The organism is Serratia sp. BNK-33-b (assembly GCF_048684565.1).
Taxonomy (GTDB): domain Bacteria; phylum Pseudomonadota; class Gammaproteobacteria; order Enterobacterales; family Enterobacteriaceae; genus Serratia; species Serratia marcescens.
Genome location: NZ_JBLQTZ010000001.1, coordinates 3331487 through 3345924, shown reverse-complemented (window position 1 = coordinate 3345924; position 14438 = coordinate 3331487). Strand labels below are relative to the sequence as shown.

Below are 14438 nucleotides of genomic sequence, written 5' to 3'. Positions count from 1 at the left end.
ATGTCCCGTTTTGGCTTGCAGAAGCTCTATATTCATGGCGCCTATGTAGACAGCACCGCTGGAAAAACCTTCAACGCCATTAATCCGGCGAACGGTGAAGTTCTGGCTGAAGTCCAGTCCGCCGGCGCTGAAGACGTCGATCGTGCGGTGGCCAGCGCGGCCAGCGGGCAGAAGGTGTGGGCGGCGATGACGGCGATGGCGCGTTCGCGCATCCTGCGTCGCGCGGTGGATATTCTGCGCGAGCGCAACGATGAGCTGGCGGCGCTGGAAACGCTGGATACCGGTAAAGCGATGTCGGAAACCACCGCGGTGGACATCGTCACCGGCGCCGACGTGCTGGAGTACTACGCCGGCCTGATCCCGGCCATTGAAGGCGAGCAGATCCCGCTGCGCGATACCTCGTTCGTCTATACACGCCGCGAACCGCTGGGCGTGGTGGCCGGCATCGGCGCCTGGAACTACCCGATTCAGATCGCGCTGTGGAAGTCCGCGCCGGCCCTGGCGGCGGGCAATGCGATGATTTTCAAGCCGAGTGAAGTCACGTCGCTGACGGCGCTGAAGCTGGCGGAAATCTACACCGAAGCCGGCCTGCCGGACGGCGTGTTCAACGTGGTGACCGGCAGCGGCGCGGAGGTGGGGCAGTACCTGACCGACCATCCGGGCATCGCCAAAGTCTCTTTCACCGGCGGGGTGAAAACCGGCAAGAAGGTGATGGCCAACGCATCGGGTTCGACGCTGAAGGAAGTCACCATGGAACTGGGCGGCAAGTCGCCGCTGATTATCTTCGACGACGCCGATCTGGATCGCGCCGCCGATATCGCCATGATGGCCAACTTCTACAGTTCCGGCCAGGTGTGCACCAACGGCACCCGCGTCTTCGTGCCGGCGGCGCTGCAGGCGCAGTTTGAGGCGAAAATTCTCGAGCGCGTGAAACGCATTCGCCTCGGCGATCCGACCGATCCGCAAACCAACTTCGGGCCGCTGGTCAGCTTCGCGCATATGGAATCGGTGCTGCGCTTTATCGAGAGCGGCAAAAACAGCGGCGCGCGCCTGCTGTGCGGCGGCGAACGCGTCACCCACGGCGAATTCGGCAAGGGCGCTTATGTGGCGCCGACGGTATTCAGCGACTGCCGCGACGACATGGAAATCGTGCGCGAAGAGATCTTCGGACCGGTGATGAGCATCCTCAGCTACCAGAGCGAAGAGGAAGTGGTGCGCCGCGCCAACGACACCACCTTCGGCCTGGCCGCGGGCGTGGTGACCCACGATCTGGCCCGCGCGCACCGCGTGATCCACCAACTGGAAGCCGGCATTTGCTGGATCAACACCTGGGGCGAGTCGGCGGCGGAAATGCCGGTCGGCGGCTACAAGCAGTCCGGCGTTGGCCGCGAGAACGGCCTGACCACGCTGGAGCACTACACCCAGATCAAATCGGTGCAGGTCGAGCTGGGCGAATACGCCTCGGTATTTTAACTATCCCCGTCGTCTTTCCAGCTACAGCGTTGTTGGCTGCGAGCGCAGACCCCAGTCACTTACTTGAGTAAGCTCCTGGGGCTCTGCGCCCTTGCCGCCTAGCTGTAACTCGAAATCCATAGGGGATATATCCTTTTTTGCATCCAAAACTGCCTTGATATATTCAGCATGCGGAATTCAAGCCATTCGCATCATTCAGGCATATGAATATTTAGGAGATAATGAATGGAATTTGACTACATCATTATCGGTGCCGGTTCCGCCGGCAACGTGTTAGCCACCCGATTGACCGAAGACGCCGACGTCAGCGTCCTGCTGCTGGAAGCCGGCGGCCCGGATTACCGGATGGATTTCCGTACCCAGATGCCGGCCGCGCTGGCGTTTCCGCTGCAGGGCCGCCGCTATAACTGGGCGTATGAAACCGATCCTGAGCCGCACATGAACAACCGCCGGATGGAATGCGGCCGCGGCAAAGGGCTGGGCGGTTCATCCCTGATCAACGGCATGTGTTACATTCGCGGCAACGCGATGGACTTCGACAACTGGGCCAAGGCGCCGGGTCTGGAAGACTGGACCTATCTGGACTGTCTGCCGTATTTCCGCAAGGCGGAAACGCGCGATATCGGCCCGAACGATTACCACGGCGGTGATGGCCCGGTGAGCGTCACCACGCCGAAGGCCGGCAACAACGAACTGTTCCACGCCATGGTGGAAGCCGGCGTACAGGCGGGCTATCCGCGCACCGACGATCTGAACGGTTACCAGCAGGAAGGATTCGGCCCGATGGACCGCACCGTGACGCCGAAAGGGCGCCGCGCCAGCACCGCCCGCGGTTATCTTGATCAGGCGCGTTCACGGCCGAACCTGAAGATCGTCACCCATGCGCTGACCGACCATATCGTGTTCGAGGGCAAGCGCGCAGTGGGCGTCAACTATCTGCAGGGCGACAGCAATCAGCTGACCCATGCCAAAGCGCGCCGCGAAGTGCTGCTGTGCGCCGGCGCCATCGCCTCGCCGCAAATTCTGCAGCGTTCGGGCGTCGGCCCGGCGGCGCTGCTGAAAAGTCTGGACATCAACGTGGTGCACGATCTGCCGGGGGTGGGGGAAAACCTGCAGGATCACCTGGAGATGTACCTGCAGTACGCCTGCAAGAAACCGGTGTCGCTGTACCCGGCGTTGCAGTGGTTTAACCAGCCGAAGATCGGTGCGGAGTGGCTGTTCAACGGCACCGGCATCGGCGCCAGCAACCAGTTCGAAGCCGGCGGTTTCATTCGCAGCCGCGCAGAGTTCGCCTGGCCGAACATTCAGTATCACTTCCTGCCGGTGGCGATTAACTACAACGGCAGCAACGCGGTGAAAGAGCACGGTTTCCAGGCGCACGTCGGTTCGATGCGTTCGCCGAGCCGCGGCCGGGTGCAGGTGAAATCGAAAGATCCGCGCCAGCATCCGAGCATTCTGTTCAACTACATGGCGACCGAACAGGATTGGCAGGAGTTCCGCGACGCTATCCGCATCACGCGCGAAATCATGGCGCAGCCGGCCTTGGACGAATACCGCGGCCGCGAGATTAGCCCAGGGCCGGAGGTGCAGACCGACGAGCAGTTGGACGCCTTCGTGCGCGAGCACGCCGAAACCGCCTTCCACCCGTCCTGCTCGTGCAAGATGGGCGAAGACGAAATGGCGGTGGTCGACGGCCAGGGCCGGGTGCACGGCATGGAAGGATTGCGGGTGGTGGATGCGTCAATCATGCCGCTGATCATCACCGGCAACCTGAACGCCACCACCATCATGATCGCCGAGAAGATCGCCGATCGCATTCGCCAGCGCACGCCGCTGCCGCGCAGCACCGCCGACTACTACGTCGCCGGCGATGCGCCGGTGCGCAAGCAGTAACCGACACGCCCTCTCGCCGTTGAGGGGGAGGGCCGCCGTAGCAAGCAACCCCTCTCCATATGCTCTTCCCCAAGGCGAGGGGGCAACTCTCTTTTATCCCTTATCCCATCATGCCGCCGGCAGCGAGATCGCCTGATCGAAACTGGTGGGCGTCGCCATGCGCCACATGCGGGCGTAGAACTCGCTTTTGATCTCCGGCTGCAGCAGCGCGCCGGGCTCCAGGTAGTAATAGATATCGGCGTACACCTTGATCTCGGTCGGCGTGATGCGGCGCAGCATATGGTGCGAGGTCAGCTGCTCCGGGCGGCTGACGCCGGCCGCCGCCAGCATGTCCGCCAGCGCTTTCACCGTATTTTGATGGAAGTGGTAGACGCGTTCCGCCTTGTTCGGCACCACCAGCGCCTTTTGCCGCAGCGGATCTTGCGTCGCGACGCCGGTCGGGCAGTGGTTGGTGTGGCAGCTTTGCGACTGGATGCAGCCGACGGCGAACATAAAGCCGCGCGCCGAGTTCACCCAGTCGGCGCCGAGCACCAGCACGCTGGCGATGTCAAAGGCGCTGATGATCTTGCCGCTGGCACCAATCTTGATTTGGTCGCGCAGGCCGCAGCCCACCAGCGTGTTATGCACGAACAGCAGCCCTTCGCGCAGCGGCATGCCCATATAGTTGGAGAGTTCGAGCGGCGCGGCGCCTGTGCCGCCTTCCTTGCCGTCCACCACGATGAAGTCCGGCAGGATGCGGGTGTGCAGCATCGCCTTTACGATGGCGACGAACTCCCACGGGTGGCCGATGCACAGCTTGAAACCGACCGGTTTGCCGCCTGACAGCTCGCGCAGCTGTTGGATGAACTGCATCATTTCCAGCGGGGTGGTGAAGGCGCTGTGCGAGGCCGGCGAGATGCAATCCACGCCTTCCGGCACGCCGCGGGTGGCGGCGATTTCCGCATCTACCTTTTTCGCCGGCAGAATGCCGCCGTGGCCCGGCTTGGCGCCCTGGCTGAGTTTGATTTCAATCATTTTCACCTGCGGGCTTTGCGCCTGTTCGGCAAAGCGGCGCGGATCGAAATGGCCGTCGGCGGTGCGGCAGCCGAAATAGCCGCTGCCCAGCTCCCACACCAGGTCGCCGTTGTTTTCGCGGTGATAGCGGCTGATGCCGCCCTCACCGGTGTCGTGGTAGAAGTTACCCTTGGCCGCGCCGAGGTTGAGCGCGCGGATGGCGTTGGCGGAGAGCGCGCCGAAGCTCATGGCCGAAATGTTGAAGATCGACGCGGAGTAGGGCTGGCGGCAATCGGCACCGCCGATGGTGATGCGGAAACTGGTTGGGTCGGCGGCTTCCACCGGCCGCATGGAGTGGCCGATGCACTCATAGCCGGTTTGGTAGACGTCCAGCAGGGTGCCGAACGGTTTGTCACCCATCTCATTTTTCGCACGGCGATACACCAGCGTGCGCTGGGTGCGCGAAAACGGGATCTCTTCATTATCCTGCTCGAGGAAATACTGGCGCAGTTCTGGGCGGATGAACTCGAAGAAGAAGCGCAGGCGGCCGATGATCGGGTAGTTGCGGCAGATGGCGTGGCGCTGCTGCGTGAGATCGTAGATACCCAGCACCATCAGGCAACCGCAGGCCAGGGCCGGCAGCCAGAACCACGGATGGTTGTGCATCATGATCAAGAAAACCAGGGTGAGCAAGATGCTCAGCACAAAGCAGGTATAGCGGCTGAATAAGGACGACTTCATAACATCTCCTGATGTTTATTTTAATCCACACGACATGACTCACGGATAATCCGTGTGCAAATCGTAACCAACAGGAGAGGATGTTGTGTGTCTGTTGCTGCTTTGTCGCTGGTTGTTACATTAATTTAACCTGGCGGAAGGGGGTTGCCGCGCGGCGTGCCGCGCAACAAGCCAAGATATTTATTTTCCGGCGACGAAGATGGTGCTCATGCTGCGCAGCCGCAGCTTTTTCATCGCGCTGTATTTTTGCGAGAAGATGGTTTTCGGGTGCGTGCCGCGTTTTTCCGCAATGTGCAGCAGGCTGTCGCCGCGCAGCAGATTGAAGATCACGTCGCTTTCCGCCGGGCTGAGCTCGCGGGTTTTCTGCACCCGGATGCCGCCCGGTTCCTTGCTTTCCAGCAGCCGCTGGATTTTTTCCTGCAGCGAATAAAGCGGAATGCGGGTAGAAACCAACTCAACGGAAATCCCCAGGATCGACAGCAGTTTCACTACGCGCTCGTCGTCATAGAACACCAGCAGGCGCGTCTTGCTGTTGTATTGCTGGTGCAGGGACACCAGGCTTTCTATCACGTTGACGCTCTGTTCCAGGTTTTGCGAGGTGAAAATCAGCGCGATATCGTGCTTGGTGATCTTCTCCGCTTTGGCGCCGCCATGCATGAAATCGGAAAACAGGCGGATATCGTACGCGCCGTAGTGTTTCTTCAGCAGCACCGACAGGCCAACATAGCTGTACTTACACTCACTAATCACAAGAACGTTGTTTTTAGACATAGGGCAAACACCAATACCGAGTTAAAAGTATTCAGCTGTAAGAAGCGAGTTCAAATCCTTGATGCTGGATTCCTTCCACAGCTTTCCCTGCAGTGCGTAATATGGCATTTCATCCAGCCATTTCTTGTGTTCGGGAGTTTCAACTCCTTCGATAATTACCTTGTAATGATTAAGGTAAAAGAAGCGCAGTAACGCGCGCATCAAGCCCTCGCCGCCGGACTTTTTCATAAAGTCCCAAAGCAAAAAACGGTCGAGCTTAACGAAGCGGAACTGGCTGTTGTACAACGCGGAAAAACCCGCATAGCCAGAACCAAAATCATCGAGCCAAAATGAATAACTATTCAATGACGGATCGCCGTGCACGCGATCTTTCACCAGCCGGGTTGAATTCTCGCTGATCTCAAAATGAATACAGCGCAGGGCATTAATTCTTTCGGCAAAGTGAGTATTCGCCAGCGATTGCAGGGAATAATCGTCAACATTCAAAGTGGCTATCACTTGGTTTTCATGAAACCAGTGTTTGTATTTATCGATCAGATTGATCTGATCCATCAAAATCTCAATCCGGGTTGCGCTGTCGGCGTGACGAAAGAACTGTTCAGGAGAAAAATGGGCGTATTCGCTATTAAACGTAAAGCGAGACAGACATTCAACGGCCAGCAATTGTCCCGATTTCGCGAACATTGGCTGAAAAACATAATTAATGCCGTTATTTTTCTCTCTGAAAGAACCGCTCATTTCCCAATCCTTGGATTGATATTTAACTTGTTGATTTTTAATGGTTAAAAAGAAAGTTACTCCAGGTTTATTGGTAAATTTCTTATTTAAAGCGTCAGGATGGCCGAAACGTGTCGACAGACCATTAAACGCGTAATTCGTGCCAAAGTCCAAACGTCGCAATATGTTACTAAATGTAAATATTCGGGATAATATTCTGATTTTCAGGCCTTAACGCAAAATCTTGAACTCTGCAGCTTTCCCAAACACAGATTATTCCTATTCATATGAATCGTCAACATCGATCGATAGGTATCCGCCGATAGTTTATTCCTATCAAGAGGGGGCTTATGAATGTTTTAAACGATTTAACATTAAGAATATGCTTAGTCTATATTTCGTCCGGCAATGAGTTCATCGAGGCAACGCTCCTTTTCAGCAAGGGAGTGCTATCGCTGAGTGTATGCTCAGTGGCGGCAATATATATATAAGCCCGCCACTGAATCGATTATTTTATTGTTCTATGGAGCTGGAAATGAAAAAAGTATTATTGCCTTTGGCTGCCCTGGTATTGTCTGCAACTGCTTCCAACGCAATGGCAGCAAACGGCAACGTTAAATTCACCGGTGAAATTGTACAGTCCACCTGTAAAGTTGTTGATAAAGACCAGAATAAAGAAGTTTACCTGGGTAAATATCCTACCACCGCTTTCCCAACTGCCGGTTCTACCAGCGGTGCTAAAGCTTTCGATATCAGCCTGGAGAAATGTGAAGCGGGTAACTACACCCTGCGTTTCGACGGTAACACCCCAGCCGGCCACCCAGAGCTGTTGGCTGTAACTGGCGGCGCGACTGGCGTTGGCGTTGAAATTCTGGATAACAACGGTTCTACTCTGCCAATCTCTCAGGAAGTGGCTACCCCAGCTACCGTAACCGTTGCTGCTGATGGCGATAACCCAGGCGCTGCGACTTTCAACCTGCGCGCTCGTTACAAATCCTTCCAGGATCTGGTAACTGCCGGTCAGGCAAACTCTAACGCTACCTTCACCATCGAATACAAATAATTCGCTGGCAGGATAGATAGAGTTATTGGCCAAGGATGGCTAAATTTTGAGAGTTGAGACATTCCGATGAAAAAAATTCTGACTGGTATTTTATTCGCATTCTCTGTTAATGCCTTTGCCGGCATTCAGGTTGATGCGACGCGTGTCATCTATAACAGTGCAAGTAAATCCGCATCGCTCTCAATCAGCAATGACAGCGACGATACCTACATGGTGCAAACCTGGCTGGATACTGGCGATGCAAGCCAGATGCCTAAGAATTTGCCGATCGTGGTGACGCCACCCATTTTGAAGCTGGCTGCCAAGAAAGACGCCATTTTGCGTTTTATCTATTCCGGCAGCGGTTTGCCGCAGGACAGAGAATCTCTGCTCTGGGTCAACGTACAGGAAATTCCGCCAACGCCTAAGCAAGATAACGTGCTGCAGGTGGCGATCCGTACCCGTATCAAACTGTTCTATCGCCCGGATTCGTTGAAAACCAACCTGCAACAGCAGGCGGAAGCGCTGAAGTGGAAGCGCCAGGGCGGCAATTTAGTCGTGACTAACGATGGCCCGCTGTTCGTCACGCTGGGCGTGCTGAACCTGAAGAGCGGCGGCAAGAGCTGGAAAGTGAACGCCGACATGGTCAAGCCACACGACAGCCTTCGCATCTCCCTGCCTCAGGGGGCGCAATCAGCCAACACTATGTCGTTTACCTATATCAACGACTATGGCGGTCACACCGAGATTAAAAACGTCGCACTGAATTGATTTGAAGCACTTCAAGGAATGAAAGAAATGGCACACAAAAGAATAACAACCCTCGCGCCAAAACGTTTGGTGAAGCTGATTAATGGTGTAATTTATTTTTCTGCTGTGCCTTTTTCATTCTCACAGATGGCCATGGCGGAGGAGCAGTTCAACACCTCCTTCATCCATGGCGATGACAATATCGCCCAGGTGGCGTCGTTGGCCAGCGGGGATGATATTCTGCCGGGTAAATATCCGTTTGATATCTATCTCAACGGGCAGCGTATCGATCACCGCGAAATCGAGTTCAAGAAAGAATCCAAAGACTCTCCGGTAGCGCCGTGCCTGACGGCGGTGGACTACCAGGATTACGGCGTAAAGCTGCCCGGCGATCTGACCACCGCCGGTGCCGCGCAATGCTACGCATTGCCACAACAGATCTCCGGCGCCAAGCTGAGCTATGACGCCGCCGTACAGCGTATGGATCTGGAAGTGCCGCAGGTGTTTCTGATCCCGCGCCCGCAAGGCGCCATTTCGCCGAAAGTTTACGATCGCGGCATCAATGCCGGCTTTGTTAACTATAACTTTAGCGGCACTCATAACCGCTACGGCAACAACCAGAACGACAAGACTTCCGACTATTACTTCCTGAGCCTTAATAATGGCCTCAATATTGGCGATTGGCGCCTGCGCAACAACTCGACGTTGAACCAACAGTCGGGCGCCGGTACGCATTGGAAGAACATTTCCAGCTGGGCGGAAACGGACATCGTTTCTCTGCGCAGCCGTCTGGTGATCGGCCAGACCAACACTAATAACAATGTTTTCGACAGCATTCAGTTCCGCGGTGTGCAGATGTCCAGCGCCGACGACATGCTGCCGGAAAGCCAGCGCGGCTATGCGCCGGTGGTGCGCGGTGTGGCGACGACCAACGCGCGCGTTGAAGTGCGTCAGAACGGCTATACCATTTACAGCACCAACGTGCCGCCAGGGCCGTTTGCGCTGACGGACATTTTCCCAAGCACCCTGAGCGGTAACCTGGACGTGACGGTTATCGAAGCCAACGGTTCGAGAACCTCTTTCGTCGTGCCGTTCTCCTCGGTGCCGAACATGCTGCGCGAAGGGATTTGGAACTATCAGCTGACCGCCGGTAAATACCACGACGGCACCAGCCGCTATCAGCCCAAGTTTGTCCAAGGCACCTTGTCGCACGGTATGGCGTATGACATCACGCCTTACGGTGGCGTGCTGGTGGCGGAAAACTACCGTTCAGCGGTCGTGGGCCTCGGTAAAAACCTGGGGAACTGGGGGGCTGTCTCTTTTGATATGTCCTATTCCGACACCAACCTGGTGAACGGCGATGACAAGCAGGGGGAGAGTTTCCGTTTCCTGTATTCCAAGTCGCTCAACGATTGGGGGACGGAATTCCGCATTGCCGGTTACCGTTACTCGACCTCCGGCTATTATGATTTCTCCGATGCGGTTGCCGAGCGCGAACGCTATGAGAACGGTTATTACCGTAACGATTACTACGATCAAAACGATCGCAACCTGGGCGTGCCGGACTGGGCGGAATCTCGCCGTCGCAGCTATTACACCAGCCGTTTCAACAACAAACGCCAACGTGTTGAGCTGTCTGTCAACCAGCGCATCGCCGGTAATTCGACGCTGTACGCCAACGTCAGCAACCAGTCTTACTGGGGCGGATCCGGCGAAGACCGCACCGTACAAACCGGTTTCAACAGCAGCTATAAAAATATCAGCTATGGCGTCTTCTATCAGGACAGCCGCAGCAACTACGGCTATAAAGACCGCAGCGTCAACCTGACCGTATCGATTCCGTTCAGCTTCTTCAGCAAGGATTCGTCGGACATGACCGCCAGCTTCAACGCCGGCCACAGCAAGCAGAGCGGCAATACCTACAGCGCCGGCCTGAGCGGCACCGCGCTGGATGACAACCGCTTGAACTATGCGGTGCAAAGCGGTCATGATCGTTATTCGGGCCAAACCAGCTCGGCCAACGTCGGTTATCAGGGCAGCATGGGGACCATCAATGCCGGTTATAGCTACAGCAAAGATTATCAGCAGTCTTCGTTGGGCGTGGCGGGCGGCATCGTCGCACACTCCGGCGGCGTGACGTTGACCCAGCCGCTGCAGAATACGTTTGTGCTGGTGGAAGCCAAAGACGCCAAGGGCGTTCGTATCGAAAACCAACCGGGTGTCGCCATCGACCGCTTCGGTTACGCGGTGATGACCTCTGCGTCGCCATACCGCCATAACCGCGTGGCGCTGCGCACCGAAGATATCGGCAACGGCCTGGATATCCCGATGGCGGCGAGAGACGTGGTGCCGACTTACGGCGCAATCACCCGCGTGAAGTTTGAAACGCACACGGGCCAAAGCCTGTTGGTACACAGCAAGATGGCCGACGGCAGCGTACCGCCGATTGGCGCCAACGTCTTCAGTGCGGACGGCAAGAACAACGGTACTGTCGGTACCAACGGCGATATTTATATTTCAGGGGCTTCCGCAGGGGATCGCCTGCTGGTGAAATGGGGCAACGACGCGGGCGAAAGCTGCTCACTGGTGGTGCCGGAATTGAAAGCGGCGACCGAACAGCTGATGGGTTATCAGGAACTTTCGCTGACCTGCGGAAAACCGTAAAAGGAAAGGATATGTCTTCTTTGTTAAAGCACAAGAATCTCGGGTTGGCGGCTGGGCTGCTGGTCACGCTGGGCGCGTTTTCGCAGAGCAGCTATGCGCTGTCGTGTAAGCAGAACGGCAGCATTCGCCAGGATATCGTGCTGGATAAAGCCATCAAGGTGTCGACCGCCAATACCGCGCCGGGCGCGTTGCTGTGGCGTTCGCAGACTTTTACCTCGACCTTCCAATGTACGGATGACTGGAACAACCCGAAAGGGGAAAATGCCTACCTGTACTGGGATCCGCAGTCCCGGATGAGTCAGATCCATAATTCGATCGAAGTGGGTGTCACTTATCAGGGGATCGATGTCAAACCGACTAAAGGCGCACGTCAGGACGTCGGTCCCGGCACGGAATGCCGCCGTTCGGGCAGCCGTTGTTTGTCTCCGGCCAGATCGCTGACGGTAACCGTGTCTTACGCCATCTATATTAAAGCAACCGGCAAGGCGCCGCCGGCCGGCGGCAAGATCAACGACAACAACTCGTACTCGGTGTTCCAGGTTGATGGCGTCGGCGGCTTGAACGGCACGCCGAACAGCAACTTTAACGCCTACATTTCCGGGCTGGGCAACATTCAGTTTATTTCCTGCAACCCGAAAATCACCGTGGTGGCCAACAACGGTTCGACGGTGAACTTCGGCACTATCCCGCGTCAGAATGCGGTGGTGGGCAAAATCGAGAAGCAGGTGCCGTTCTCGGTGGCCGCCAATATGTCCGATCCGACGACCGGACAGGACTGCCAGGGGGAGACGCTGCAGGCCAGCTTCAGCAGCACTTATCCGCTGCAGGATAACAGCGTGATCCTGCCGACCAGCGACAGCGGCTTCGGTATTTTGATCTCGCAGGCGGCGACGCCAAATACGCCGATCATGATGAACAGCCCGGTCGATCTGGGCCTGGTCAACGGCACCATCGTTGAAAAGAACTTTATGGCCAGCCTGAAATGGTTGAGCACCAACCCGAAAGTGGGGCCGTTCAGCGCATCGGCGAATATTGACGTCACCTTCAAATAATTCGGTGCCTGGTCAATAAAAGAAAGGGTTCAGTTCTCGCGAACTGAACCCTTTTTTGTGCCTTATACCGGGCTGATTAACGCAGCCCCATCCAGCTGGTGCAAACGCCTTCCGGCGGTTTGCCGGCGTACCAACGGGGCAGCGTAGGGGCATCATGGCGCGGTTCGGCCTGCATTTCTATCGGCTGCGCCGGCCATTCTGCGACGTCCCAGCGGGTGGTGCGGCGATACACTGCTGGGGTTTTGCCGAACTGTTTCTTGAAGGCGCGCGAGAACGAAGGCTGAGAGTCGAAATGGTATTGCAGGGCGATATCCAGGATCGGGCGTGGGGTGGAGCGCAGCGCCTGCGCCGCCTGTGACAGGCGCCGCTCGCGGATATAGCTGCCGAGCGCGTGGCCGGTGGTGCTGCGGAACATGCGCTGCAGGTGCCATTTGGAGTAGCCCGACTTGGCGGCGACGTTATCCAGCAGCAGCGGCTGATCCAGATGAGTTTCAATCCAGTCTAGTAAATCGTGAATGATATTGACGCGATCCATGGTTTTAGTTCTCCCGCAAAAACGACATTCAGGTCACAGTGACTTAGCTTAATTATCCAAGTATATTCTTTGATAATAGGCGTGAGTGCGCCGTTACGCAAGGGTAAACCGGGGGTAAAAAGGTGGCCAAAAATGCTCTTTGAATGGCAGGGAGATAAAAGAAAGGCCGCATAAAGCGGCCTTTTCAGTAGGAAGTGACGGAAAATCAGTTAGTTTCTGGTTTCACTTCAATGTAGTTCAGACCCAGTACGCTGCTGGTGTAACCGCGGATCTTGTTGGTCATCTCGATATCGCCGTTCAGCTTGTGGCCGTAGGACGGGATGATCTCTTTCAGCTTGCTCTGCCATTCCGGCGTTGCCACTTTGTCTTTGAACACGGTTTCCATCAGGTGCAGCATGATTGGCGCAGCGGTGGAAGCGCCCGGCGAAGCGCCCAGCAGAGCGGCGATGCTGCCGTCTTCAGAGCTGACGACTTCGGTGCCGAACTGCAGCACGCCGCCTTTATCCGCGTCTTTCTTGATGATCTGTACGCGCTGGCCTGCGGTCCACAGCTTCCAGTCTGCCTGCTTGGCGTCCGGGAAGTACTCTTTCAGCGCGGCGAAGCGATCGTCGTCGTTCATCATCAGCTGGCCGACCAGGTATTTCACCAGATCGAAGTTATCCAGACCGACGTGGGTCATCGGCATCAGGTTCGAGGTGCTCAGCGAGTGCATCAGATCGAACAGCGAACCGTTCTTCAGGAACTTGCTGGAGAAGGTGGCGAACGGCCCGAACAGCAGCACGCGCTTGCCGTCCAGCATGCGGGTATCCAGGTGCGGCACGGACATCGGCGGCGAACCTACGCTGGCCAGGCCATACACTTTGGCCAGGTGCTGGTTGGCGATCGCCGGGTTGGTGGTGACCAGGAACTGGCCGCCGACAGGGAAGCCGCCGTAGCCGTCGGCTTCAGGGATGCCGGATTTCTGCAGCAGGGTCAGGGACGCGCCGCCTGCGCCGATGAACACGAACTTGGCGTTAACGGTGGTTTCTTTGCCGTCGCGGTTCAGATCGGCAACGGTCACGCTCCAGGTCTGATCGGCGTTGCGTTTGATGTCGCGCACTTCGTGGCTCAGGTTCAGCTTGAACTTGTCGCTGGCGCTTAGCGCGTCAACCAGCTGGTGGGTGATCACGCCGAAGTTAACGTCGGTACCCAGCGGCATGCGGGTCGCGGCGATTTTCTGCGCCGGATCGCGGCCGTTCATCACCAGGGGCGCCCACTGTTTGATTTGCGCAGGGTCTTCGGAATATTCCATGCCGCGGAACAGGGTGCTGTGCTGCAGCGCCGCGTAGCGTTTACGCAGGAAGTTGACGTTGTCGTCGCCCCACACGAAGCTCATGTGCGGCACGCTGTTAATAAAGGATTTCGGATCTTTCAGGACATTGTTTTTCACCTGATAAGACCAGAACTGACGGGAGATTTCGAAAGACTCGTTGACCTTCACCGCCTTGCTGATGTCGATGGTGCCATCGGCTTTTTCCGGCGTGTAGTTCATTTCGCTGAAGGCGGAGTGGCCGGTACCGGCGTTGTTCCAGCCGTTGGAGCTCTCTTCCGCCACGCCGTTCATGCGCTCATACATGTCGATGGTCCAGGTCGGCTCCAGCTCATGCAGATAGGTACCCAAGGTGGCGCTCATGATGCCGCCGCCAATCAACACCACGTCGACGGTTTTATTCTTCTCTTCAGCCGCCGCCTGCTGCGTAACGCCAAACAGGCTGAGACTGAAAATCAGGACGAGTAATTTTCTCATTGAATTAAATCTCTTGTGTGT

11 protein-coding genes are annotated in these 14438 nt (G+C 56.6%); 6 read left to right on the top strand and 5 right to left on the bottom strand.

All coding sequences use genetic code 11. The features are described from left to right. Complete coding sequence (gene betB / locus ACMGGK_RS16040) at window positions 1-1473, top strand: betaine-aldehyde dehydrogenase (RefSeq protein WP_016928486.1); 1473 nt, start codon at window positions 1-3, stop codon at window positions 1471-1473. Between the two features lie 225 nt (window positions 1474-1698). Then, on the top strand, window positions 1699-3366 hold the full coding sequence (betA, locus tag ACMGGK_RS16035) for a choline dehydrogenase (RefSeq protein WP_016928485.1): 1668 nt from the start codon (window positions 1699-1701) through the stop codon (window positions 3364-3366). A gap of 108 nt (window positions 3367-3474) precedes the next feature. Here the strand turns inward: betA and ACMGGK_RS16030 are convergent, their stop codons facing one another. The 3 genes from ACMGGK_RS16030 to ACMGGK_RS16020 form a co-directional block, all read right to left on the bottom strand. Beyond that, window positions 3475-5100 (bottom strand): FMN-binding glutamate synthase family protein, encoded by a 1626-nt coding sequence (locus tag ACMGGK_RS16030; RefSeq protein ID WP_420278086.1) that lies wholly within the window; start codon window positions 5098-5100, stop codon window positions 3475-3477. A 180-nt stretch (window positions 5101-5280) separates the two neighbouring features. Further along, window positions 5281-5871, bottom strand: a complete 591-nt coding sequence (locus tag ACMGGK_RS16025) for a LuxR family transcriptional regulator (RefSeq protein ID WP_004939094.1) — start codon at window positions 5869-5871, stop codon at window positions 5281-5283. Between the two features lie 21 nt (window positions 5872-5892). Beyond that, the gene (locus ACMGGK_RS16020; protein ID WP_016928483.1) at window positions 5893-6609 is read right to left on the bottom strand and encodes an EAL domain-containing protein; all 717 of its coding nucleotides are present in this window, start codon (window positions 6607-6609) and stop codon (window positions 5893-5895) included. A 514-nt stretch (window positions 6610-7123) separates the two neighbouring features. Here ACMGGK_RS16020 and ACMGGK_RS16015 point away from each other — a divergent pair. The 4 genes from ACMGGK_RS16015 (at window position 7124) to ACMGGK_RS16000 (ending at window position 12096) form a co-directional block, all read left to right on the top strand. Continuing rightward, window positions 7124-7651, top strand: coding sequence for a fimbrial protein (locus ACMGGK_RS16015; protein ID WP_004939088.1), 528 nt, complete (start codon window positions 7124-7126; stop codon window positions 7649-7651). Between the two features lie 66 nt (window positions 7652-7717). Next, on the top strand, window positions 7718-8401 hold the full coding sequence (locus tag ACMGGK_RS16010; protein ID WP_016928482.1) for a molecular chaperone: 684 nt from the start codon (window positions 7718-7720) through the stop codon (window positions 8399-8401). 27 nt (window positions 8402-8428) lie between these two features. Next, window positions 8429-11044 carry a fimbria/pilus outer membrane usher protein gene (locus ACMGGK_RS16005; RefSeq protein ID WP_028127938.1) on the top strand — a complete coding sequence of 872 codons (2616 nt, stop codon included), beginning with the start codon at window positions 8429-8431 and terminating at the stop codon, window positions 11042-11044. 11 nt (window positions 11045-11055) lie between these two features. After that, window positions 11056-12096, top strand: a complete 1041-nt coding sequence (locus tag ACMGGK_RS16000; protein ID WP_016928480.1) for a fimbrial protein — start codon at window positions 11056-11058, stop codon at window positions 12094-12096. Window positions 12097-12172: 76 nt separating this feature from the next. Here the strand turns inward: ACMGGK_RS16000 and ACMGGK_RS15995 are convergent, their stop codons facing one another. Both ACMGGK_RS15995 and mqo read right to left on the bottom strand, forming a co-directional pair. Next, entirely contained in the window at window positions 12173-12631 is a 459-nt protein-coding gene (locus tag ACMGGK_RS15995) for a helix-turn-helix domain-containing protein (protein ID WP_004939075.1), read from the bottom strand. Between the two features lie 205 nt (window positions 12632-12836). Then, the gene (gene mqo / locus ACMGGK_RS15990; protein ID WP_016928479.1) at window positions 12837-14417 is read right to left on the bottom strand and encodes a malate dehydrogenase (quinone); all 1581 of its coding nucleotides are present in this window, start codon (window positions 14415-14417) and stop codon (window positions 12837-12839) included. Window positions 14418-14438: the final 21 nt, after the last annotated feature.

What these genes read in the sequence shown, in the direction of transcription:
- betB (WP_016928486.1), top strand. Translation starts at nt 1, where the DNA reads ATGTCCCGTTTTGGCTTGCAGAAGCTCTATATTCATGGCGCCTATGTA.
- betA (WP_016928485.1), top strand. Translation starts at nt 1,699, where the DNA reads ATGGAATTTGACTACATCATTATCGGTGCCGGTTCCGCCGGCAACGTG.
- ACMGGK_RS16030 (WP_420278086.1), bottom strand. Translation starts at nt 5,100, where the DNA reads ATGAAGTCGTCCTTATTCAGCCGCTATACCTGCTTTGTGCTGAGCATC.
- ACMGGK_RS16025 (WP_004939094.1), bottom strand. Translation starts at nt 5,871, where the DNA reads ATGTCTAAAAACAACGTTCTTGTGATTAGTGAGTGTAAGTACAGCTAT.
- ACMGGK_RS16020 (WP_016928483.1), bottom strand. Translation starts at nt 6,609, where the DNA reads ATGAGCGGTTCTTTCAGAGAGAAAAATAACGGCATTAATTATGTTTTT.
- ACMGGK_RS16015 (WP_004939088.1), top strand. Translation starts at nt 7,124, where the DNA reads ATGAAAAAAGTATTATTGCCTTTGGCTGCCCTGGTATTGTCTGCAACT.
- ACMGGK_RS16010 (WP_016928482.1), top strand. Translation starts at nt 7,718, where the DNA reads ATGAAAAAAATTCTGACTGGTATTTTATTCGCATTCTCTGTTAATGCC.
- ACMGGK_RS16005 (WP_028127938.1), top strand. Translation starts at nt 8,429, where the DNA reads ATGGCACACAAAAGAATAACAACCCTCGCGCCAAAACGTTTGGTGAAG.
- ACMGGK_RS16000 (WP_016928480.1), top strand. Translation starts at nt 11,056, where the DNA reads ATGTCTTCTTTGTTAAAGCACAAGAATCTCGGGTTGGCGGCTGGGCTG.
- ACMGGK_RS15995 (WP_004939075.1), bottom strand. Translation starts at nt 12,631, where the DNA reads ATGGATCGCGTCAATATCATTCACGATTTACTAGACTGGATTGAAACT.
- mqo (WP_016928479.1), bottom strand. Translation starts at nt 14,417, where the DNA reads ATGAGAAAATTACTCGTCCTGATTTTCAGTCTCAGCCTGTTTGGCGTT.